This is a genomic window from Streptomyces sp. NPDC020845 (assembly GCF_044334165.1).
In the GTDB taxonomy this organism is placed as follows: Bacteria; Actinomycetota; Actinomycetes; order Streptomycetales; family Streptomycetaceae; genus Streptomyces.
Window position 1 is genome coordinate 74,955 of record NZ_JBIRSJ010000003.1, and the last position, 21,988, is coordinate 96,942.

Consider the following 21,988-nt stretch of genomic DNA (forward strand, 5'->3'; position numbering starts at 1 on the left):
GCCGATCTAGCATGCCCGGATGAACTTCCGGCTCACGCTGATCGCCTCCGCCCGCAGCACCTCCCGGCTCGCCGAACGCTTCGACGACGACCGGCCGCTCGACCCCGGGGGCTGGCGCGAGGTCGAACGCGTGGCGCCCACGCTGCTTCCGCTGGCCGCCGCGGAGCTGCGCTACTGCTCGCCGTCGGCGCGCAGCCGGGAGACCGGCGACATCCTCGGCTTCATGCCGCTCGCCCAGCCCGCCCTGCGCGACTGCGACATGGGCCGCTGGCGTGGCCGCACCCTGGAGGAGGTGATGATGCGCGAGCCCAGAGCGGTCGACGCCTGGCTCGCCGACCCGGGCAGCGCACCGCACGGCGGCGAGTCGCTGTTCGCGTTCATCAACCGGGTGGGCGCCTGGATGGACACCCGGCCCGTCGAGCGCGACGGCCGGATGCTCGCCGTCGCAGACCCGGGCGTGATACGCGCCGCCGTGACGTACGCGATGAAGGCGCCGCCGCACTGCTACTGGAACGTCGACGTACTCCCGCTGTCCACCATCACGCTGACCGGCGGGGCCGGGAAGTGGCGGCTGTGCGTGGACCGCGAAGCGCAGCTGTAGCGGCGCGACGGCAAGGGGGGTGAGGCCACACAGCGGAAACGTCGCGGTTACGGAATGTCGGTATTGATCGCGTAGGTTCCAGGTACACGTCCTCGACGAAGAGGGAACCCACCCCGCCCGATCGTCTGGAGGACGCCCGTTGCGCGCACCGTACCCTCGACCCGCACCCCCCAACTGGCTCACCCACCCCCTGCACGGCGCGCGGGGGCTGCGCGGACCCGTGCCCTGGGCGGCGGTGGCGCGCGGCGCGCTCGGCGTGGGGCCGGTACTGGCGGCCGGAGTGGCCGCGGGGCAGACCTCCGCCGGGGTGACCGCGGGCCTCGGTGCGATGTTCGCGCACATCAACGACCGGCCCGCCACCCGCGCCACCCGCCTGGTGCGCATCGGCCTCCCTGCCCTGGCCGGGGCCGTGGGTATGCTCACCGGGGCGTGGCTGGGCACGCTGTGGCCCGGCGCCTGGATCGCGCTCGCGCTGGCGGCGGTCGGGCTGGTGTCCGGCGCGATCAGCGCGATCGGGCCGGTCTGCTCCTCCGCCGGGGTGCAGCTGATGGTGGTCTGCGTGGTCGGGTCCGGCATGCCCGCCCCCGAAACCCCGCCGGTCCGGGCCGGTCTGCTGCTCGCCGGCGCCGCATGGGTACTGGCCATGGCATGGCTACTGCCCCTTTTCCCGGGCTCGGTTCGCCTCCGGACGAGCCTGCCCGACGAGCGGCGCGCGGTGGCCGCCGTGTACGACGCGCTCGCCGACCTGATGGCGGCGGTCGGCACCGAACGCGGCCAGGCGGCCCGGCGCCGGCTGACCGCCGCGTACGACGCCGCCTACGAATCGCTCTACGGACACCGGATCCCGCTCCACCGCCCCGATGCCGGCCTGCGACGGTTGCGCGATCTGCTGGCGGTGGCCGGGGCGCTGAGCGAGACGGCGGTGACGCTGCTGTGGGAGGGCAAGCCACTGCCCGCCCGGGTGGCGCGGACCCCCGCGCTGCTGGCCCGCTCGGTGCGCACCGGCCGCCCGCCCGGCCCGCTCCCCGCACCCGCGCCGCACACCGCCGGCGGCCTGGCCGCACACCGCGCGGTACTGCTCGTCGCCCGCGTCTTCGACGGCGAGCCCGCCCCGGCGGTCGGCGCGGTCGGGCCCGGCCTTCGGCAGCGGCTGCGCCGGGTGCTCGGCCCGGCGGGCCGGGAGTACGCGGCCCGGGTGGCGCTGTGCGTGGGCGTCGCCACCGCGCTGGCCAAGTCGCTGCCGGGCGAACACTGGTACTGGCTCCCCGCCACCGCCGCCTTCCTGGTCAAGCCCGACATGGGCCCCCTGGTGTCACGGGCCGTCTCCCGGGCGTTCGGCACCGCCGTCGGCGTGGCCGTCTTCGCCGGGCTCGCCGCGCTGCTCGGCCCGCTCGCGGGGGCCGACGAGGTGTGGCCGGTGGCCGTCGCAGCGGTGTGCTCGGCGCTGATCCCGGTGTCCGTACGCCACTTCGCGCTCCAGACGGCGGTGCTCACGCCCCTGCTGCTGTCCCTGGTGTACCTCGGCGGCGACCGCGGCGCGGAGTACGCGCGGCTCGCGGACACGCTGCTGGCCTGCGCGGTGGTGCTGGCGGCCGGGGTGCTGCCAGGTCTCGGCGGCCCGCGCGCCCAGGTGTCCGTACGGCTCTCGCTCGCCGTCCGCGCCACCCGCGACCACCTGGACCGGGTGCTGGCCGCCGACGCGCCCTACGCGGTACGGCTCCGGCTGCGCCGCGAGGCGTACCGCGCGCTGGCCGAGGCCCGCCGCGCGGTAGAGGTGGCCGGGGCCGAACACCCGCCGTTCGGGCGCGACCTGGCGGCGTGGGCTCCGGTGGTCGCGGCGCTCGAGGAGATCGTGGACGCGGCGACGGCGTGCGGGGTCCGGCTGGATCACGGCGCGCCGCCCCCGGACACGGCCCTGGCGGACCGGCTGCGGGCCGCCCTGTCGGACCTGGCCGACGCGGTCGCCGCCCGCCGACCGGCCTGCGCTGTGCCCTGCCCCTCACGGCCTGGTGTGACGCGCCGGCGGTTCGCCGTCACGCGCGCTCAACTCGGCGAGCCGTACCCGCACACCGTGGGCGACAGCGCGGCCCGGCCCTTGCGCGAGGCCCACTATGGGATCCGCGACCTGCTGTCGAACTGAAAGAGGCGAACCAGAAGCGTCCCTCCCGCGCATGAGGAGTCCTCCCGATCGAGTGCGCCGGGCGCGTGACCCACCGCGCACAGCGCTCACGGCCCGTCAGTCGTATCCGGCGTCGGCGTCCGCCGCCCCATCGTGCTCGCCCGTGGGATGAGCCGGTGCGGTGCCCGGATCTCCATGCCGGGGACCGGTGCTGAGCTGCCGATCCGCTTGAGCAGTCGCTCCACGGCCGTCTCGGCGATCATCTCCTTGGCCGGCGAGACCGTCGTGACGGGCGGGTTTGCATAACGGGCGTCCTCGATGTCGTCGTAGCCGACGATCGCGACGTCCTCCGGGACGCGCAGTCCGCGTGCGGCCAAGGTGTGCAGGGCGCCCAGGGCGATCAGGTCGCTGTAGCAGAAGACCGCGTCCGGCGGTTCCTCGAGGTCGAGCAGGTGGGCCATGGCGGTGGCGCCGTCGGAGCGGTTGAAGCGGGGGGTGGAGATGACGTACTCCTCGCGGACGGGCACGCCGGCGCGCTCATGGGCCAGGCGGTAGCCGCGGGTGCGCAGTTGGGCGGCCTCGCCGGTGCGGTACGGCTGGTCGCCGACCGCGGCGACGCGGCGCCGGCCGAGGCCGAGCAGGTGCTCGGTGGCCTCTCGGGAGGCGGCGACGTCGTCGATGCCGATGTGGTCGAAGTTGCCGTCACTCACCCGCTCACCGAGCACGACGAGCGGGAGGCTCGCGTCGCGCTCGGACAGGTCGGACTGGGCCAGGCCCAGCGGGCTGAAGATGACGCCGTCGAAGAGCAGTTGCTGGGAGCCACGGGTGAGGAACAGCTTCTCGTGTTCCGCGTCGCCGTCGGTCTGGTCTATCAGGACGTTGTAGCCCCGCACCCGGGCCGCGCGGATGATGCCCTGCAGCAGCTCGGCGAAGTAGGGCGTGTCCAGGTACGGAACGACCACCGCGATCTGGCCCGAGCGCCCGGAGGCGAGGTTGCGGGCCAGCACGTTGGGCCGGTAGCCGAGCTCGTCCACGGCCTGCTGCACGCGCGCGCGAGTGGCCTCGGCGACCGGCGCGTAGCCGTTGACCACGTTGGACACGGTGCGGCTGGAGACACCGGCCAACGCCGCGACGTCGCGGAGTGTGACGCCCTTTGCCATAGGTCACCTTCGTCCCGGATGGGTCAGTGTGGAAAGTTTCGCCCAAGCTCTTGCAGCGTGGCAATCCCTCGGTTAAGACTTCTGCAGCGCTGCAGAGCGTAGCAGCGGCGGCCCGAGTGGATGATCGGGTACCGCTTCTTCTCGTGATGGGGCGCTGTCCGTCGACGGCTGTGCGTGCCCGGTCCAGGGTGCGTGGCCGCCGGAGCCGGGCACAGGTCCGAGGTGTCGCCGCGCCACGGACCGGATCCCCGGGAGTACTCGCGGGGGACGATCAGTAGGAGCCGTAGTGACATCAGCGACCGCTTCCGGTTCGGCAGCCGTCCGCCCTGGACAAGGTGGTCCTTCTTTACTCGCCGTGGCCTGACGACGCCCGGTTTCTTCATGTTCGAGATCTCAAACGACGTTCGAGATCACAACGGCATCCGCCGTGAGGACTTGCGGTGCCGGCAGACCCGGTCCGTGCCGGTCCATCCCCACTTCCCCCGACGTCACGTACGCACACCCCGCCGCGTCCACTGACGTCCGCCCCGCCCAGATCCCCGGGTCGGCAGCACCTTGGGTCCCGTCCGCTCGGCAACACACGATGCCCGGCATCGGAGCCGCCGCACTCACGGGCGACCGGCGCCTGGACGCCTTCGTGTGCCCCGGCCGCCCGCCCCCTTCCTCCGAGCCCCGCTCCTCCCGCCGGGAGGGCGGCACCCAGCCATACCTCCCTTTTCTTCCTGCCCCTCAGGCACCTCACCCAGGAGAAAGCTCATGTCGTCCACCAGACAGCCCCGTTCCCTGCGCCGGACCGCGGTCGCGGCGACCTCCGCCGCCCTTGCCGGCGTGCTCCTCGCGGCCTGCGGCTCCGGCGGCAGCGGTTCCGGCGGCACGCAGAGCGGCCCGGTGCACATCAAGGTGTGGGCGTGGTACCCACAGTTCAAGCAGGTCGTCGCGGAGTTCAACAAGACCCACAAGGACGTCCAGGTCGACTGGGTGCAGGCCGGTGTGGGCCAGGACGAGTACACCAAGCTGAAGACCGCGCTGAAGGCGGGCCAGGGCGCCCCGGACGTCGTCATGCTGGAGTTCCAGGAGCTGCCGACGATCCAGCTCAGCAAGGGCCTGCTCGACATGGGCAAGTACGGGGCGGGCGCGGACAAGGACAAGTACGTCTCCTGGGCCTGGAACCAGGCCTCCGACGGCGACCACGTCTACGCCATCCCGGTCGACGGCGGCCCGATGGCGATGATGTACCGGGCCGACCTCTTCAAGAAGTACAACCTGAAGGTCCCGACGACCTGGGCGGAGTACAAGGAGGAGGCCGCCAAGCTGCACAAGGCCGACCCGAAGGCGTACATGACCGACTTCGGGCCCGACGAGTCGGCCGGCGGCTGGCGCCAGGGGCTGATGTGGCAGGCCGGTTCCCGCCCCTACACCTACTCGGCGAGCAAGTTGCCGAACATCGGGGTCAACATGAACGACGCCGGTGCCAAGAAGGTGTACGACTACTGGGGCGACCTGGTCAAGAACAAGCTGGTCGACACCACGTCGTACGGCACCACCGACTTCTACAACGGTCTGAGCACCGGCAAGTACGCCACCTACATCGCGGCCGGATGGGGTCCGGGCTACCTCTCCAGCGTCGCCAAGAAGACCTCGGGCAAGTGGCGCGTCGCACCGCTGCCGCAGTGGACGGCGGGCGACAACGCGCAGGGTGACTGGGGCGGGTCGAGCTTCTCCGTGACCTCGCAGACCCAGCACCCGAAGGAGGCCACCGAGGTCGCCCGGGAGCTCTTCGGTACCTCCAAGGCCGCCTGGAAGATCGGCATCGACCAGGCCTACCTCTTCCCGCTGTCCAACCCGATCCTCAACGGGGCGTACTTCAAGGACAAGAAGTACGACTTCTTCGGCGGCCAGCAGATCAACAAGGTGTTCGTGCCCGCCGCGAACGGCATCGGGACCTTCGACTGGAGCCCGTTCCAGGACTACGCGTACAACACCGACACCAGTGAGGTGGGCAAGGCCGTCCAGGGCTCGACCGACTGGTCCGCCGTGAACGACAACGTCCAGGACCAGGTGACCTCCTACGCGGCCAAGCAGGGATTCAAGGTCAACAAGTAACCGGCCCGAGTCCCCCAGTCATCACCGCCCCCGCCGGCGCCCCGCGCCTGGCACGTCCGCCGCCGGCGGGGGCCCGCACGATGCGCAAGGAGAAGTGATGAGCCTGCTCCGACAGCAGGGATCCACCGCGACGGCGCCGCCGAGTACCGCCCCTGCGAAGGGACTTTGCACTCCCGCAGCGGGCCGGCGCACCGGCGGGCTGTCCGCCCGCACCCGGCACAAGGGCATGGGCCTGCTGCTGGTCAGCCCGTTCCTCCTGCTCTTCCTGGCCTTCCTGGTGGCCCCGCTGGGCTACGCCTTCTGGCTCAGCCTCAAGACCTCCACCCTGGTCGGCGGCGAACACTTCAGCTGGTTCGACAACTACAAGCAGACGTTCACCGACCCGCACTTCCTGTCCGGCGTGCGCAGGGTGGTCGTCTTCGGTGTGGTGCAGATCCCGGTGATGCTCGGCTTCGCCCTGCTCGGCGCGCTGATCATCGACGAGGTGACGAGCAGGCTCGCCAAGGTCTTCCGGCTGACCCTGTTCATGCCGTACGCCGTGCCCGCGGTGATCGGCGCGCTGATGTGGGGCTTCCTTTACAGCCCGACCTTCGGCCCGGTGAACTCGATCAGCAACTCGCTCGGGCTGGGCAAGGTCGACCTGCTCTCGCACAGTCTGATACTGACCTCGCTCGGCAACGTCGTGACCTGGCAGTGGACCGGCTACAACATGATCGTCCTGTACGCCGCTCTCCAGGGCCTGCCCCGCGAGGTCTACGAGGCGGCGAAGCTCGACGGCGCCGGCCGGATCCAGACGGCCCTGCGCATCAAGATCCCGATGATCTCCTCGGCGCTGGTGCTCACCCTGATGTTCACCCTCATCGGCACCCTGCAGTTCTTCACCGAGCCGCGGGTGCTGGAGAAGACCGCCTCCTCGGTGATCACGCCGGACTACACGCCGAACCTGTACGCGTACAACCTGGCGTTCCAGTACTCGGAGTTCAACTACTCCGCCGCCATCTCCTTCTCCCTCGGAGCGGTGGTCTTCATCGGCTCCTACTTCTTCCTGTTCGCCACACGCAAGAGGAGCGGACTGAAGTGACGACCGCCATAGCCCCCGCCCCCGCCGTCACCTCTCCGGCCGTACACCGCCGGTCAGGCGCCCGCGGACGCGTCACCGTCAACGTGGTGATGGTGGCGATGATCCTCTACTTCCTGATGCCGTTCTGGTGGCTGGTCGTTGCCGCCACCAAGGACAACGACGCGCTGTTCTCCACCGCCGCCCTGTGGTTCCACTCGCCGGGCTCCTTCTTCACCAACCTCCAGCAACTGTTCACCTACAACGACGGCGAGTACCTGCGCTGGATGGGCAACACCGCCATCTACGCGGGCGTGAGCGGGGTGGGTGCCACCGCCGTGGCGACCCTCGCGGGCTACGCCTTCGCCAAGTACCGCTTCCCCGGCCGGAACCTGCTCTTCTCCAGCCTCCTCGGCGCCATCATGGTGCCCGCCACCGCGCTGGCCATCCCCACCTACCTGCTGCTGAGCAAGGTCGCGCTGACGAACACCATGTGGGCGGTCATCCTGCCCCAGCTGCTCAACCCCTTCGGCGTCTACCTGGTGCGGGTCTACGTGCAGGAGTCCCTGCCGGACGAGCTGCTGGAGGCGGCCCGTATGGACGGGGCCGGTGAGATGCGCGTGCTGTGGTCGGTGGCGCTGCCGACCCTGAAGCCGGCGCTCGTCACCGTGCTGCTGTTCTCCATGGTCGGCACCTGGAACAACTTCTTCCTGCCGCTGGTGATGCTCAACAACGACAAGCTCTTCCCGCTCACCGTCGGCCTGCAGTCCTGGTACGAGGGCGCAATGATCCAGTCCGGCGCCAACGCGCTGTTCACTCTGGTCATCGCGGGTTCCCTGGTGGCGATCCTGCCGCTCATCGTCACCTTCCTCCTCCTCCAGCGGTACTGGCGCGGCGGTCTGACCGTCGGAAGCCTCAAGTGACGTGGCGGGCCTGCCCGTTCCCCCCTTTTTTCGCGCACCTTCCGGAGCGACCTTCATGCTGCACGCCTCCCTGACCGTCGACCCCGCCTTCCGTGTCGCCGACGTGAGTCCCCGTACCTTCGGCTCCTTCGTCGAGCACATGGGCCGCTGCGTCTACACCGGCATCTACGAGCCCGGCCATCCGCACGCCGACGAGGACGGTCTGCGCCGTGACGTCCTCGACCTGGTGCGCGAACTGGGCGTGACCACCGTCCGCTATCCCGGCGGCAACTTCGTCTCCGGCTTCCGGTGGGAGGACAGCGTCGGGCCGGTCGCCGAGCGGCCCACCCGCCTCGACCTGGCCTGGCACAGCACCGAGACCAACGCCTTCGGCCTGCACGAGTTCACCAACTGGGCGGCCAAGGCGGAAGTCGAGCCGATGATGGCGCTCAACCTCGGCACCCGCGGTGTCCAGGAGGCCCTCGACCTGCTGGAGTACTGCAACCACCCCGGCGGCACCGCCTGGTCCGACCAACGGATCAAGAACGGCGCCCAGGACCCCTTCGGCATCCGCATGTGGTGCCTGGGCAACGAGCTGGACGGGCCCTGGCAGACCGGCCACAAGACCGCCGCCGAGTACGGCCGGCTGGCCGCCGAGACCGCCCGTGCCATGCGCATGATCGACCCCGACCTGGAACTGGTCGCGTGCGGCAGCTCCAGCTCCGCCATGCCGACCTTCGGCGCCTGGGAGGCGACCGTCCTGGAGGAGGCGTACGACCAGGTCGACTACGTCTCCTGCCACGCCTACTACGAGGAGATCGACGGCGACCTCGGCAGCTTCCTCGCCTCCGCGGTCGACATGGACCAGTTCGTCGAGTCGGTGGTCGCCACCGCCGACCACATCCGGGCCAAGCAGCGCAAGAAGAAGCGGATCAACCTCTCCTTCGACGAGTGGAACGTCTGGTACAACACCCGCTTCGAGGCGCAGGGGAAGCCCGCCGAGTGGGCCGTCGCCCCGCGCGTGATCGAGGACGAGTACAACGTCGCCGACGCCGTCGTCGTCGGCGGGCTGCTGATCAGCCTGCTGCGCAACAGCGACCGCGTCACCGCCGCCAGCCTCGCCCAGCTCGTCAACGTCATCGCCCCCATCCGCAGTGAGGCGGACGGCCCGAGCTGGCGGCAGACCACCTTCCACCCCTTCGCCCAGGCCGCCCGCCACGCCCGGGGCACCGTGCTGCGCGTCGAGCCGGTCTCGCCGACGTACGAGACGAACCGCTTCGGCGAGGTCCCCGTCGTCGACGCCGTCGCCACCCACATCGCCGGCGCCGACGACCCCGATGAGCTCACCGTGTTCGCCGTGAACCGGCATCAGAACGAGGACGTCGAACTCGCCCTGGACCTCAGGGCATTCCCCGGATACGTGCCTGTCGAGCACTCGGTGCTGAGCGACCCCGACATTCGCGCGGCCAACACCCAGGACGCTCCTGGCCGGGTCCGCCCGCGCGAGGCCGGCACCGCCCCCGTCACCGACGGCCGTCTCGCGGTGCACCTGCCGCCCGTCTCCTGGAACGTCATCCGGCTGCGCCGCGCCGGCTGACACCCCCAGGCGCCGGGCGGGCGGCGCTGCTAACCGGCGTCCCATTCCCCCGTGGTGGCGAACCGCTCGACGGCGTCCGCGTAAGGCCCGGGGTCGAGCCCCCGCGCACGTACCCACTCCGGGTCCAGATGGGTGTTCCGGTACGGCTCGGCGTGGTCGCCGACGAGGCTGACCACGCTGCCCCGCGCCCCCGCCGCGCGCATCCGCGACACGAGGTGGCATACGCCCCACAGACCGGTGCCGGCCGCCGGGCCGGCCGGGACGCCGGCCGTGTCGTGGAGCCACCGCAGGGCCGCGATGGACGCGGCGTCCGGGACCGGGATCACCAGGTCGATCACGGTCGGCAGAAAGCCGGGCTCGGTGCGGGGGCGGCCGATGCCGGGGATCCGGGAGGGCATGCCGGTGGCGTAGTCGCGGCAGTCGCTCGCCCATGCGGGGAAGTAGGCGGAGTTCTCCGGGTCCACCACGGCCAGCCGGGTGGGGTGGCCGTGGTACCGCAGTTGGCGGCCGATCGAGGCCGAGGTGGCGCCGGTTCCGGCGCCCGTCACGATCCATGCGGGCACCGGATGCGGCTCCGCGCGCAGCTGCTCGAAGATCTCGTCGGCGATCGTCGGCTCGCCGTATTCGGCCAGGGCCGGTCCGGCGTCGGTGAAGTGGTCCAGGAAGTGTCCGCCCAGCCGCTCGGCCAGCGCACGGGCCTCCTGCTGCACCGCGGCCGGCGGCTGTTCGGCCACCTGCCACTGGCCGCCCTCGCGTTCGATGCGGACCAGGGTGTCCGCCGGGGTCTTCGCGGGTACGACGGCGCGGAACGAAAGGTCGAGCAGCCGCGCGAAGTGGGCCCCCGCGACGGCGACCGCGCCGCCGGTGGCGGCGACCACCGTGGTGTCCGCCGTGATCCGGCCGCTCGCGATCGCCCGGCAGAACATGGCCCGTACCAGCCGGTGTTTCACGCTGCCGGTGGGGTGCGCGGACTCGTCCTTGAGATAGACCTGGATGTCCCGCAGCGCGGGCAGCGGGAGGGGGCGGAGGGGGGTCGGGCCGTGGGCGCGGCCTTCCGCGTGGAGGCGCCGGATCGCGTCCGCAGCCCAGGCGTTGGGGTGCTCCGAGGTCATGGGCACCGACCCTACCCAGGGGGCCCGGGCGCGTTGTCGGTGCCGTATGGCATCGTCGAAGGCGTCAAGTGCAGTGCGCAACAGGGGGTTCGGACGTGACGGTGACGCTGGAGGGCGAGCGGCTGGCCGAGGTGGCGCGGCGGCTCAGGGACGCCGACACCGGAGGGTGGCGGCAGCCCGCGCTGCGGGCGCTGGTCTCGTCGCTCGGATGGGAGTGGCGCGAGGCCGCGGGGGACGCGGGGGAGGCGTGGCTGCGGCCGACGGGGCGGCACGAGTCGGCGTTCGTGCATGACGGCGAGGAGTTCGTCGGACTCCATGTGCCGGTCGAACTGGTGGCGGGCGGGGCCACCGCCAAGGCGGTCAGCTTCCGCAGGGCGGCGGAGACGCTGACGGAGGCGTTCGGGCGCGCGTCCATCATGGGGGCGTACGGGGACCTCGGGCCGTTCTACGAGTCCACGCCGGTGTGGGGGAGCCCCTTCCTTCGGTGGCGCGGAAAGCCGGACACCCTGGAGCTGCGCGCGGGGGAGCGGGGGCCGGAGCTGCTGCTCCAGCCGACCGACCCGGCGGAGAACTGGTTCTGGCGGCAGGGCCACGGCGAGGCCCACGCGATCGGCGGCTTCTTCGGCTCCCGCCGGGTCTCGGCCAACGGGGGCCTGGGCTTCCCCGGTTACTGGCAGACGGACGACTGGGACGTCTACACCACCGCGCTGAGCGAGTTCCTGGGCTCGCTCCCGGCCGAGACCAGCGCCCTGGGCATCGGTCTTGACCTCGGCATCCACGCGCTGGTGCCGGGCACCTACGGGCCGGTCGTCTTCCATCTCGTCTGCGGCGACCAGCTGGAGATCGTCTACAGCACGGAGGAGCTGGACGGCGCGGGCTCCGGCACCGACCCGGCCTCCCTGGGCTGGATCCCGGAGGCGACGGCGCCCGCGCGGCTCTCCCACTGGATCGACTGGACGCACCACTCCGGTGTCTTCGGCCCGGATGACATCGACGGCCCCCGGCTGGCCCGGTTGCTCGTCGACACCCTCCGCGGCCTGGGCGTGTCGTCGCCGAAGGACCTGAGCCTTTCGGACCACGCCCAGACCGTGGACGACTACCAGGTGGACTTCTACGGGCTGACGCTGCGCGAGAACCCGTAAGGACACGGCGGTTCAGGGCGCGGTGGTGAACACGAGCGAGGTGTTGTGGCCGCCGAATCCGAAGGAGTTGGTCAGCGCCGCGGCCGGCGCCGCGCCTCGCCGGGGCTGCCCCGTGACCACGTCGAGCTTGACCCGTGGGTCGAGGGCGTCGACGTTCTGGGTCGCGGGGATCACCCCGTCGCGCACCGCGAGGATCGCGGCGAGCGCGCCCACCGCCCCCGCCGCGCCGAAGAGGTGGCCGGTCATGGACTTGGTCGCGGTCACGGACGGATGGACGCCGATGGCCTCGGCGATCGACTCGGCCTCGGCGAGATCGCCCATGGGCGTGGAGGTCGCATGGGCGTGGATGTGCTCGATCGCCAGCGGGGTCAGCTCCGCGGCGGCCAAGGCCATGCGCATGGCGCGGACTTGACCCTCGGGGCTCGCGGCGGTGATGTGGTGGGCGTCCGAGGTGACCCCGGCCCCGGCGAGCGCCGCATGGGCGCGGGCCGCCCGGGCGGCGGCGAACTCGGCGCGCTCCAGGACGACCATGGCCGCCCCCTCGCCGATGACGAAGCCGTCGCGGTCGACGTCGAAGGGCCGGGACGCCTGCTCGGGTTCGTCATTGCGCGTAGAGTGCGCCCTGGCCTGGGCGAATCCGGCCAGCACCAGGGGGTTGACGCAGGCCTCGGTGCCGCCCGCGACGACCACGTCGGCCCGGCCGAGGCGGATCAGGTCTAAGCCCAGCGCGATGGCCTCGGCTCCCGAGGCGCAGGCGCTGACCGGGGCGTGGGCGCCGCCGCGCGCGCCGAGTTCGATGCTGATCAAGGCGGCGGGGCCGTTCGCCATCAGCATGGGGACGGAGTGCGGGGACATCCGCCGCATCCCGGAGGAGTCCATGATGTCGTTCTGGCGGAGCATGGTCAGCGTGCCCCCGGTGCCCGTGCCGATGGCCACGGCCAGCCGCTCCGGCTCGACCTCGGGGGCGCCCGCGTCGGCCCATGCCTCGCGGGCGGCGATCAGCGCGATCTGCTGGCAGCGGTCCATCCGCCGGGCCTGCACCCGGTCCAGGACCTCGGACGGGTCGACCGCCAGCCGGCCCGCGATCCGTACGGGCGCATCGAGAGCCCAGTCCTCCTCGATCCTGCTGATCCCGGATTTCCCCGTCAGCATCCCGGACCATGTCGAGGCCACATCCCCGCCGAGCGGTGTGGTGGCCCCGAGACCGGTGACCACCACCTGGTCGGTGTCAGCGCGCATCGAAACTACCCCCGTGTAGTGGACACACAACTCCCGCATACAGTGCGGGAGGAGATCGACTTGTCGGCCACTCTGTCAGGGTGATTCCACCCGGACAGATGTTGTGATCCCAGCAGCCCGGCATCGGGATTTTGGAGGGATCGGCTATTGAAGACCAATCCGGTGACCGGGGAACCGCAGAGCGTGAAAAAGGGGCCGCCCCGGCCGGACGGGTGTCCAACCGGGGCGGTATGGGGCCGGAGGCGGCGGGCCGCCGGATCAGCCGAGGGTGGCGATGGCCTGGTTGAAGGTCGCCGACGGACGCATCACGGCGGCGGCCTTGGCCGGGTCGGGCTGGTAGTAGCCGCCGATGTCGGCGGGCTCGCCCTGGACGGCGATCAGCTCGTCGACGATCGTCTGCTCCTGGGCGGTCAGCGTCTCGGCGAGCGGGGCGAAGGCCTTGGCCAGGTCCGCGTCGTCGGTCTGCTTGGCCAGCTCCTGCGCCCAGTACAGCGACAGGTAGAAGTGGCTGCCGCGGTTGTCGATGCCACCGACCCGGCGGCTGGGCGACTTGTCCTCGTTGAGGAAGGTGGCGGTGGCCCGGTCGAGGGTGTCGGCGAGCACCTGGGCCCGCGCGTTGCCGGTGGTCTTCGCGTACTGCTCGAGGGACGGCACCAGCGCGAAGAACTCGCCCAGCGAGTCCCAGCGCAGGTAGTTCTCCTTGACCAGCTGCTGGACGTGCTTGGGCGCTGAGCCGCCGGCGCCCGTCTCGAACAGACCGCCGCCCGCCATCAGCGGGACGACCGACAGCATCTTGGCGCTGGTGCCCAGCTCCAGGATCGGGAACAGGTCGGTCAGGTAGTCACGCAGCACATTGCCGGTGACCGAGATGGTGTTCTCGCCGCGGCGGATCCGCTCCAGGGAGAACTTGGTCGCCTCGACCGGGGCCATGATCTCGATCCGCAGGCCCTCGGTGTCGTGCTCGGGCAGGTACGCCTTGACCTTCTCGATCAGCTGGGCGTCGTGGGCGCGGTCCTCGTCGAGCCAGAAGACCGCCGGGTCGCCGGTGGCGCGGGCGCGGGTGACGGCGAGCTTGACCCAGTCGCGGATCGGCGCGTCCTTGGCCTGGCACATCCGGAAGATGTCACCGGCGCCGACGACCTGCTCCAGGACCACGTTGCCGGCCTCGTCGAGGACGCGGACGGTGCCAGTGGTGGGGATCTCGAAGGTCTTGTCGTGGCTGCCGTACTCCTCGGCCTTCTGCGCCATCAGGCCGACGTTGGGGACCGAGCCGATGGTGGCGGGGTCCAGGGCGCCGTTGGCCCGGCAGTCGTCGATGACGGCCTGGTAGACGCCGGCGTAGCTGCTGTCGGGGAGGACGGCGAGGGTGTCGGCCTCCTGGCCGTCGGGGCCCCACATGTGGCCGGAGGTGCGGATCATGGCCGGCATGGAGGCGTCGACGATGACGTCGGAGGGGACGTGCAGATTGGTGATGCCGCGGTCGGAGTCGACCATCGCCAGGCGGGGGCCCTCGGCCAGCTCGGCTTCGAAGGACTCCTTGATCTTGGCGCCCTCGGGCAGCGACTCCACGCCCTTGAGGATGCCGCCGAGCCCGTCGTTGGGGGTCAGCCCGGCCGCGGCGAACACCTCGCCGTACTCGGCGAAGGTCTTCGGGAAGAAGGCCCGCACCCCGTGGCCGAAGATGATCGGGTCGGAGACCTTCATCATCGTGGCCTTCAGGTGCAGCGAGAACAGCACGTCCTCGGCCTTGGCACGGGCCACCTGCGCGGTGAGGAACTCACGCAGCGCCGCCACCCGCATCACGGACGTGTCCACGACCTCGCCCGCCAGCACGGGTACCGACTCGCGCAGCACGGTGGTCGAGCCGTCGTCGCCCGCCAGCTCGATGCGCAGCGAACCGGCCTCGGAGATCACCGCGGACTTCTCGGTGGAGCGGAAGTCGTCGACGCCCATGGTGGCGACGTTGGTCTTCGACTCGGCCGACCAGGCGCCCATGCGGTGCGGATGCGTCTTGGCGTAGTTCTTGACCGACGCGGGGGCGCGGCGGTCGGAGTTGCCCTCGCGCAGCACCGGGTTGACGGCGGAGCCCTTGACCTTGTCGTAGCGGGCGCGGATCTCGCGCTCCTCGTCGGTCTTGGGGTCGTCCGGGTAGTCCGGCAGCGTGTAGCCCTGCTGCTGCAGCTCGGCGATCGCGGCCTTCAGCTGCGGGATCGACGCCGAGATGTTCGGCAGCTTGATGATGTTGGCCTCGGGCGTCTTGGCCAGCTCGCCGAGCTCGGTGAGGGCGTCGGGGATCCGCAGGCCCTCCTCCAGGTACTCGGGGAAGACAGCGATGATACGCCCGGCCAGCGAGATGTCACGGGTTTCCACAGTGACACCGGCCGTCGACGCGTAGGCCTGGACCACCGGCAGGAACGAATACGTCGCCAGGGCCGGGGCCTCGTCGGTGTGCGTATAGATGATGGTCGAGTCAGTCACCGGGTGCTCCGCTCCACGTCTGCAACATTGCTCGACATCAAGATATCTCGTCATCGGCCCCCTCTACTCGTGGGCCCTTCGAATGGGCCCTCGAAAGCGTCATTGCATAAAGCTTCGGTCGGCCGTATAGTCATGCCGTCAAGAGGGAGGTATCGATGTCGGTACGTGCGGCGGTGGCCGGAGCGAGTGGATATGCGGGCGGCGAGGTGCTGCGCCTGCTGCTCGCACACCCCCAGGTCGAGATAGGCACCCTGACCGGAAACTCCAACGCCGGCCAGCGCCTCGGAGCCCTGCAGCCGCACCTCCTCCCGCTGGCCGACCGGATCCTCGCGCCCACCGAAGCCGACGCCCTGACCGGGCACGACGTGGTGTTCCTCGCGCTGCCGCACGGCCAGTCCGCCGCCGTCGCGCAGCAGCTCGGCGACGAGGTCCTGATCATCGACTGCGGAGCCGACTTCCGGCTCGAGGACGCGGGGGACTGGGAGAGGTTCTACGGTTCGCCGCACGCGGGCACCTGGCCCTACGGCCTCCCCGAACTGCCCGGGGCCCGCGATGCGCTGGAGGGGTCCAAGCGCGTCGCGGTCCCAGGCTGCTACCCGACCGCCGTCTCGCTCGCGCTGTTCCCGGCGTACGCGGCGGGGCTGGTCGAGTCCGAGGCCGTGATCGTCGCCGCCTCCGGCACCTCCGGCGCCGGCAAGGCGCCCAAACCGCATCTGCTGGGCAGCGAGGTCATGGGCGCCATGAGCCCGTACGGCGTCGGCGGCGGCCACCGGCACACCCCTGAGATGATCCAGAACCTCTCGGCGGCGGCGGGCGAACCGGTCTCGGTCTCCTTCACCCCCACCCTCGCCCCCATGCCCCGCGGCATCCTCGCCACCTGCAGCGCCAAGGCCCGGCCCGGGGTGACGGCCGAGTCCGTCCGCGCCGCGTACGAGAAGGCGCTGCAGGACGAGCCGTTCGTCCACCTCCTCCCCGAGGGCCAGTGGCCGTCCACCGCCGCCGTATACGGATCGAACGCCGCGCTGATCCAGGTCGCCCACGACGCGGCGGCGGGCCGGGTCATCGCCATCAGCGCCATCGACAACCTCACCAAGGGCACCGCAGGCGGCGCGGTCCAGAGCATGAACGTCGCGCTCGGCCTCCCGGAGGAGCTGGGGCTTTCCGTGACCGGGATCGCGCCATGAGCGCCGTACACCACCAAACGGGCCCCCACGCCGGGGCGAACAAGGGGTCACGGTGAGCGACGCACGCACGGCAGCCGGGCCGCAGCCGAAATCGAAAGCCGCACCTCTGCGCCGTGCGGGCGGAGAAGCGAACAAGGAGTCACAGTGAGCGACGCACGCACGGCAGCCGGGCCGCAGCCGAAATCGAAAGCCGCACCTCTGCGCCGTGCGGGCGGAGAAGCGAACAAGGAGTCACAGTGAGCGTTACGGCAGCCAAGGGGTTCACCGCCTCCGGCGTCGCCGCGGGCATCAAGGAGAACGGCAACCCCGACCTGGCCCTCGTCGTCAACAACGGGCCGCGGCTCGCCGCCGCCGGTGTCTTCACCTCCAACCGCGTCAAGGCCGCCCCGGTCCTGTGGTCCGAGCAGGTACTCAAGGGCGGCACGGTCAGCGCGGTCGTCCTCAACTCCGGTGGCGCGAACGCCTGCACCGGCCCGCTCGGCTTCCAGGACACCCACGCCACCGCCGAGAAGGTGGCGGAGGTCCTGGGACACAGTGCCGGTGAGATCGCCGTCGCCTCCACCGGGCTCATCGGCGTCCGGCTGCCCATGGACAAGCTGCTCCCCGGTGTGGAGAAGGCGGCGGCCGAGCTGACCGCCCACGGCGGCGACAAGGCCGCCATCGCCATCAAGACCACCGACACCGTGCACAAGACCGCCGTGGCGCAAGGGCCCGGCGGCTGGAGCGTCGGCGGTATGGCCAAGGGCGCGGGCATGCTCGCCCCGGGCCTGGCCACCATGCTCGTCGTGCTCACCACCGACGCCGACGTCGAGGCCCAGGACCTGGACACGGCGCTGCGCGCCGCCACCCGCACCACCTTCGACCGGGTCGACTCCGACGGCTGCATGTCCACCAACGACACCGTGCTGCTGCTGGCCTCCGGCGCCTCCGGCGTCACACCGCCCGCCGAGGAGTTCGCCGAGGCCGTCCGCGAGGTCTGCGCCGATCTGGCGCGGCAGCTGATCGGCGACGCCGAGGGCGCCTCCAAGGACATCCGTATCGAGGTGGTGGGCGCGGCGAGCGAGGACGACGCCGTCGAGGTCGGCCGCTCGATCGCCCGTAACAACCTCCTCAAGTGCGCCATCCACGGTGAGGACCCCAACTGGGGCCGGGTGCTCTCCGCGATCGGCACCACCTCCGCCACCTTCGACCCCGACCAGCTCAACGTCGCCATCAATGGCGTCTGGGTGTGCAAGAACGGCTCCGTCGGCGAGGACCGGGAACTGGTCGACATGCGCTACCGCGAGGTGACCATCACCGCCGACCTGGCCGCGGGCGGCGAATCCGCCGTCATCTGGGCCAACGACCTGACCGCCGACTACGTCCACGAGAACAGCGCCTACTCGTCATGAGCCAGCCGACCGCCCGTAAACACACCGCCCTGCCCAAGGCGCGCATTCTCATCGAGGCGCTGCCCTGGCTGACCCGCCACCACGGCAAGACCGTCGTCATCAAGTTCGGCGGCAACGCCATGGTCGACGACGAGCTGAAGGCGGCCTTCGCCCAGGACGTCGTCTTCCTGCGCCACGCGGGGCTGCGCCCCGTCGTGGTGCACGGCGGCGGCCCGCAGATCAGCGCCCAGCTCGACCGGCACGGCCTGGTCAGCGAGTTCAAGGCGGGGCTTCGGGTCACCACCGACGAGGCCATGGACGTCGTACGGATGGTGCTGGCCGGACAGGTCCAGCGCGAACTGGTCGGGCTGCTCAACCGCCACGGTCCGCTCGCCGTCGGCATGACCGGCGAGGACGCGCATCTGATGTCCGCCACCAAGCACTTCGCCGAGATCGACGGCGAGCAGGTGGACATCGGCCGGGTCGGCCAGATCACCGAGATCGACACCGGCGCGGTCCAGGCCCTGCTGGACGACGGCCGAATCCCGGTCGTCTCCTCCATCGCCCGCAGCGCCGACGCCGTTGACGAAGGGGGCCAAGTTTACAACGTCAACGCGGATACGGCTGCCGCCGCGCTCGCCGCCGCGCTCGGCGCCGAGACGCTGATGGTCCTCACCGATGTGGAGGGCCTGTACGCGGACTGGCCCAACAGCGACGAGGTGATCAGCAAGCTCACCGCGAGCGAACTGGAGAAGCTGCTGCCCGAGCTGGCCAGCGGCATGGTCCCGAAGATGGAGGGCTGTCTGCACGCCGTGCGCAACGGCGTCACCACCGCGCGCGTCATCGACGGGCGGGTACAGCACTCCATCCTGCTGGAGATCTTCACCGACGAGGGCATCGGCACGATGGTCCTGCCCGACCCGGACAACGCGAACGACAAGGCTGAGGGGGCGGACCGGTGAGCAACGAGCAGCTGACGCAGCGCTGGCAAGGCGCGCTGATGGACAACTACGGCACCCCGCGGGTCCCGCTCACCCACGGCGAGGGCGCCAAGGTCTGGGACGCGGACGGCAAGGAGTACCTGGACTTCGTCGGCGGCATCGCCGTCAACGCCCTCGGCCACGCCCACCCCGCCGTCGTACGGGCCGTATCCGACCAGATCGCCACCCTCGGCCATGTCTCGAACCTGTTCATCGCCGAGCCCCCGGTGGCCCTGGCCGAACGGCTGCTGCAGATCTTCGGCCGGCCCGGGCGGGTCTACTTCTCCAACTCAGGCGCGGAGGCCGTCGAGGCCGCCTTCAAGATCGGGCGGCGCACCGGCCGTACGCATATGGTGGCCACCGCCGGCGGCTTCCACGGCCGCACCATGGGCGCCCTCGCGCTGACCGGCCAGCCCGCCAAGCAGGAGCCGTTCCTGCCGCTGCCCGGCGATGTCACCCATGTCCCGTACGGGGACGTGGACGCGCTGCGCGCGGCCGTCACCACCGACACCGCGCTGTTCATCGTGGAGCCGATCCAGGGCGAGAACGGCGTGATCGTCCCCCCGGCGGGCTATCTGGCCGCGGCCCGCGAGATCACCCGGGCCACCGGCACGCTGCTGGTCGTCGACGAGATCCAGACGGGAATCGGCCGCACCGGCCACTGGCTCGAATGCCAGGCGCAGGGCGTCGAACCCGATGTGGTGACCCTCGCCAAGGGTCTGGGCGGCGGTCTGCCCATCGGCGCGACCGTGGCCTTCGGGCCCGCCGCCGAGCTGCTGACGCCAGGTCAGCACGGTTCGACCTTCGGCGGCAACCCGGTGGCCTGCGCCGCCGCGCTGGCCGTGCTCGACACCCTCGCGGCCGATGACATCCTCGAGGGGGTCAAGCGGGCCGGGGAGCGGCTGCGTGACGGGATCGAGTCGCTGGGCCACCCGTTGATCAGCCATGTCCGCGGCTCCGGTCTGCTGCTGGGTATCGTGCTGGCAGAGTCCCTTGCGCCACAGGTGCAGCAGGCGGCTCAGGACGCGGGACTCCTGGTCAACGCGGTCGCGCCGGATGTGGTCCGGCTCGCCCCGCCGCTCGTCGTCGGCGACGAGGAGGTGGATGCGTTCCTCCGGGCCTTGCCCGGCGCCCTGGACGCCGCCCAGGGGAGACACGGGCACTGACGGATCCGGAGACTGACGAGACGATGACCGAGGCGCAGCACACCGAGGCGCAGGGCACCGGCAACCACAACAATGGTGGCCCGGCCGTGCCGCAGACCCGCACTGCCCGGCACCGCCGGATCGTGGACATCCTGAACCGGCAGCCGGTCCGCTCCCAGAGCCAGCTCGCGAAGCTCCTCGCCGACGACGGGCTGTCCGTCACCCAGGCGACGCTCTCCCGCGACCTGGACGAACTGGGCGCGGTGAAGATCCGCAACACCGGGGGCGAGCTGATCTACGCGGTGCCGGCCGAGGGCGGCGACCGTACGCCCAGGGCCCCGCTCGGCGAGTCGGCGAGCGAGGCCCGGATGGCGCGGCTGGCGGGTGAGCTGCTGATCTCGGCGGAGGCGTCCGCCAACCTCGTGGTGCTGCGCACCCCGCCCGGCGCCGCCCAGTTCCTGGCCTCGGCCATCGACTCGGCGGAGCTCCACGCGATCCTGGGCACGATCGCGGGCGACGACACGGTGCTGCTGATCAGCCGTGAATCGACGGGCGGCCAGGCGCTCGCCGACCACCTGCTGCGGCTGGCCCAGAAGGAGAGCTAACTCCCTTCCGGCGGCGGGGCCGTGGACCCGCGGACGACCAGGCGGGTGGGGATGCGCACGCGCGGCGGGCGCTCGCCGGCTTGCGGGGCCTCCCGTACCAGCCGGCACGCCGCGGCGCCCGCCTCCTGGAGCGGGACGTGCAGCGCGGTGCTGCCCGGCTGGGTCATTCCGATGACGGTGAGGTCGTCGGACGCCGCGAGGCTGATGTCCTCGGGCACCCGCAGCCCCGCCCCGCGCAACCCCATGAGCAGGCCGAGCAGTACGTAGCTGCTGTACGCCATGACCGCGGTGACCCGCTCCGCCCGCCGCACCAGATGCTCGGCCGCCGCGAGGCCGGCGTCGACCTGGGGCGGCACGGGGTCCAGCACGGTCAGCTCGCCGCCGCCGTCCTCTACCGCCTTGCGGGCTGCCCTGGTGCGCTGCCGGTCCATCCATGAGCCGGGCGGGCCGCCGAGGTAGGCGATGTGCCGGTGGCCGAGGCCGAGCAGATGCGCCATCAGCTCCCGCACCCCGCCCGGGGTGTCCACCACCACCCCGGGCAGGCCCGGGGTGGTGCGGTCGACCGTCACGACCGGCAGCCGCTCGGCGAGTTCGCGCAGCGTCGCGTCGCCGCTGACCGGGGCGACGAGGACGAGCCCGTCGACCCGCGAGCCCAGCTGCGCCGCCAGCTCCCGCTCGCGTTCCTCGGAGCGGTCGGACACCCCGAGGAGGACGTTTCCGCCCGTCTCGGTCAGTGACTCCTGGACACCGGTGACGATGGGCGGGAAGAACGGGTTGGCGAGGGTGGGGACGATGACCCCGACCAGCCCGGTGTGGCCGGTGGTCAGGGCCCGCGCGGTGGCGTTGAGTGTGAATCCCATCTCGGCGGCCGCCTTGGCGACCCGCTCCCGGGTCTCCGCCGCCACCATGTCGGGCCTGCTGAGGGCGCGGGACGCGGTGGACGTGGACACCCCCGCGGCGCGTGCGACATCTGCCAGCCGAACCATCCGCCCCTGCCTTCTGTCGATCCGTTGCCCGTTTCCGGCCCGTTGTTGGTTACACGTTCTTTACCGGCAGCCGTTGACGGGCTCGCCGGGTCCAGCGTAGCTTGCCTGCAACCGGTTGCCGCAACCGGTTGCAGACGACGTATCAGTAACATCAAGGAGGGTCCGGCTCGTGTCACGCAGAGCGGCTTCTGGCCTCTTGCTCCTGCCG

General features: G+C 71.3%; 17 protein-coding genes. 12 read left to right on the forward strand and 5 right to left on the reverse strand.

Annotated elements, in window-relative coordinates; all coding sequences use genetic code 11:
- Window positions 1-19 precede the first annotated feature (19 nt).
- Complete coding sequence (locus ACH4U7_RS07630; RefSeq protein ID WP_385624554.1) at window positions 20-601, forward strand: histidine phosphatase family protein; 582 nt, start codon at window positions 20-22, stop codon at window positions 599-601.
- A gap of 139 nt (window positions 602-740) precedes the next feature.
- On the forward strand, window positions 741-2,741 hold the full coding sequence (locus tag ACH4U7_RS07635) for an FUSC family protein (protein WP_398527083.1): 2,001 nt from the start codon (window positions 741-743) through the stop codon (window positions 2,739-2,741).
- A gap of 86 nt (window positions 2,742-2,827) precedes the next feature.
- Here ACH4U7_RS07635 and ACH4U7_RS07640 read toward each other — a convergent pair whose 3' ends face one another.
- The gene (locus ACH4U7_RS07640; protein ID WP_398527084.1) at window positions 2,828-3,880 is read right to left on the reverse strand and encodes a LacI family DNA-binding transcriptional regulator; all 1,053 of its coding nucleotides are present in this window, start codon (window positions 3,878-3,880) and stop codon (window positions 2,828-2,830) included.
- Between the two features lie 756 nt (window positions 3,881-4,636).
- Between ACH4U7_RS07640 and ACH4U7_RS07645 the strand changes: the two genes are divergently transcribed.
- The 4 genes from ACH4U7_RS07645 (at window position 4,637) to ACH4U7_RS07660 (ending at window position 9,539) form a co-directional block, all read left to right on the forward strand.
- Entirely contained in the window at window positions 4,637-5,983 is a 1,347-nt protein-coding gene (locus ACH4U7_RS07645) for an ABC transporter substrate-binding protein (RefSeq protein ID WP_398527085.1), read from the forward strand.
- A gap of 97 nt (window positions 5,984-6,080) precedes the next feature.
- Entirely contained in the window at window positions 6,081-7,064 is a 984-nt protein-coding gene (locus tag ACH4U7_RS07650; RefSeq protein ID WP_398527086.1) for a carbohydrate ABC transporter permease, read from the forward strand.
- Entirely contained in the window at window positions 7,061-7,963 is a 903-nt protein-coding gene (locus ACH4U7_RS07655) for a carbohydrate ABC transporter permease (RefSeq protein ID WP_398527087.1), read from the forward strand. Before ACH4U7_RS07650 ends, ACH4U7_RS07655 begins: the two co-directional genes overlap by 4 nt.
- A 55-nt stretch (window positions 7,964-8,018) precedes the next feature.
- Complete coding sequence (locus ACH4U7_RS07660) at window positions 8,019-9,539, forward strand: alpha-N-arabinofuranosidase (protein WP_398527088.1); 1,521 nt, start codon at window positions 8,019-8,021, stop codon at window positions 9,537-9,539.
- A gap of 29 nt (window positions 9,540-9,568) precedes the next feature.
- Here ACH4U7_RS07660 and ACH4U7_RS07665 read toward each other — a convergent pair whose 3' ends face one another.
- Window positions 9,569-10,651: a pyridoxal-phosphate dependent enzyme gene (locus tag ACH4U7_RS07665; RefSeq protein ID WP_398527089.1), complete on the reverse strand. Its 1,083-nt coding sequence runs from the start codon at window positions 10,649-10,651 to the stop codon at window positions 9,569-9,571.
- A 95-nt stretch (window positions 10,652-10,746) separates the two neighbouring features.
- Here ACH4U7_RS07665 and ACH4U7_RS07670 point away from each other — a divergent pair, with 95 nt between their 5' ends.
- Window positions 10,747-11,793 (forward strand): hypothetical protein, encoded by a 1,047-nt coding sequence (locus ACH4U7_RS07670; protein WP_398527090.1) that lies wholly within the window; start codon window positions 10,747-10,749, stop codon window positions 11,791-11,793.
- A gap of 12 nt (window positions 11,794-11,805) precedes the next feature.
- On the opposite strand, the gene ACH4U7_RS07675 is transcribed toward ACH4U7_RS07670, so the two are convergent.
- Window positions 11,806-13,032 carry a beta-ketoacyl-[acyl-carrier-protein] synthase family protein gene (locus tag ACH4U7_RS07675; RefSeq protein WP_398527091.1) on the reverse strand — a complete coding sequence of 409 codons (1,227 nt, stop codon included), beginning with the start codon at window positions 13,030-13,032 and terminating at the stop codon, window positions 11,806-11,808.
- Between the two features lie 258 nt (window positions 13,033-13,290).
- Entirely contained in the window at window positions 13,291-15,510 is a 2,220-nt protein-coding gene (locus tag ACH4U7_RS07680) for an NADP-dependent isocitrate dehydrogenase (RefSeq protein ID WP_398527092.1), read from the reverse strand.
- A 155-nt stretch (window positions 15,511-15,665) separates the two neighbouring features.
- Here ACH4U7_RS07680 and argC point away from each other — a divergent pair, with 155 nt between their 5' ends.
- From argC to ACH4U7_RS07705, 5 genes are all read left to right on the forward strand, one after another.
- On the forward strand, window positions 15,666-16,694 hold the full coding sequence (argC, locus tag ACH4U7_RS07685; RefSeq protein ID WP_398527093.1) for an N-acetyl-gamma-glutamyl-phosphate reductase: 1,029 nt from the start codon (window positions 15,666-15,668) through the stop codon (window positions 16,692-16,694).
- A gap of 236 nt (window positions 16,695-16,930) precedes the next feature.
- Window positions 16,931-18,085 (forward strand): bifunctional glutamate N-acetyltransferase/amino-acid acetyltransferase ArgJ, encoded by a 1,155-nt coding sequence (argJ, locus tag ACH4U7_RS07690; RefSeq protein WP_398527094.1) that lies wholly within the window; start codon window positions 16,931-16,933, stop codon window positions 18,083-18,085.
- Window positions 18,082-19,026 carry an acetylglutamate kinase gene (argB, locus tag ACH4U7_RS07695; RefSeq protein ID WP_398527095.1) on the forward strand — a complete coding sequence of 315 codons (945 nt, stop codon included), beginning with the start codon at window positions 18,082-18,084 and terminating at the stop codon, window positions 19,024-19,026. Before argJ ends, argB begins: the two co-directional genes overlap by 4 nt.
- Window positions 19,023-20,210, forward strand: coding sequence for an acetylornithine transaminase (locus ACH4U7_RS07700; RefSeq protein WP_398527096.1), 1,188 nt, complete (start codon window positions 19,023-19,025; stop codon window positions 20,208-20,210). The genes argB and ACH4U7_RS07700 overlap by 4 nt, the downstream gene beginning before the upstream one ends.
- Window positions 20,211-20,233: 23 nt before the next feature.
- Entirely contained in the window at window positions 20,234-20,794 is a 561-nt protein-coding gene (locus ACH4U7_RS07705; RefSeq protein ID WP_385624528.1) for an arginine repressor, read from the forward strand.
- On the opposite strand, the gene ACH4U7_RS07710 is transcribed toward ACH4U7_RS07705, so the two are convergent.
- Window positions 20,791-21,780, reverse strand: a complete 990-nt coding sequence (locus ACH4U7_RS07710; protein WP_398527097.1) for a LacI family DNA-binding transcriptional regulator — start codon at window positions 21,778-21,780, stop codon at window positions 20,791-20,793. The two genes, ACH4U7_RS07705 and ACH4U7_RS07710, sit on opposite strands and share 4 nt — an antisense overlap.
- Window positions 21,781-21,988 lie beyond the last annotated feature (208 nt).

Bases quoted from the DNA above. Each gene is read 5' to 3' on its own strand.
- ACH4U7_RS07630 (WP_385624554.1), top strand. From the start codon at position 20: ATGAACTTCCGGCTCACGCTGATCGCCTCCGCCCGCAGCACCTCCCGG.
- ACH4U7_RS07640 (WP_398527084.1), bottom strand. From the start codon at position 3,880: ATGGCAAAGGGCGTCACACTCCGCGACGTCGCGGCGTTGGCCGGTGTC.
- ACH4U7_RS07645 (WP_398527085.1), top strand. From the start codon at position 4,637: ATGTCGTCCACCAGACAGCCCCGTTCCCTGCGCCGGACCGCGGTCGCG.
- ACH4U7_RS07650 (WP_398527086.1), top strand. From the start codon at position 6,081: ATGAGCCTGCTCCGACAGCAGGGATCCACCGCGACGGCGCCGCCGAGT.
- ACH4U7_RS07660 (WP_398527088.1), top strand. From the start codon at position 8,019: ATGCTGCACGCCTCCCTGACCGTCGACCCCGCCTTCCGTGTCGCCGAC.
- ACH4U7_RS07665 (WP_398527089.1), bottom strand. From the start codon at position 10,651: ATGACCTCGGAGCACCCCAACGCCTGGGCTGCGGACGCGATCCGGCGC.
- ACH4U7_RS07675 (WP_398527091.1), bottom strand. From the start codon at position 13,032: ATGCGCGCTGACACCGACCAGGTGGTGGTCACCGGTCTCGGGGCCACC.
- argC (WP_398527093.1), top strand. From the start codon at position 15,666: ATGTCGGTACGTGCGGCGGTGGCCGGAGCGAGTGGATATGCGGGCGGC.
- argB (WP_398527095.1), top strand. From the start codon at position 18,082: ATGAGCCAGCCGACCGCCCGTAAACACACCGCCCTGCCCAAGGCGCGC.
- ACH4U7_RS07705 (WP_385624528.1), top strand. From the start codon at position 20,234: ATGACCGAGGCGCAGCACACCGAGGCGCAGGGCACCGGCAACCACAAC.
- ACH4U7_RS07710 (WP_398527097.1), bottom strand. From the start codon at position 21,780: ATGGTTCGGCTGGCAGATGTCGCACGCGCCGCGGGGGTGTCCACGTCC.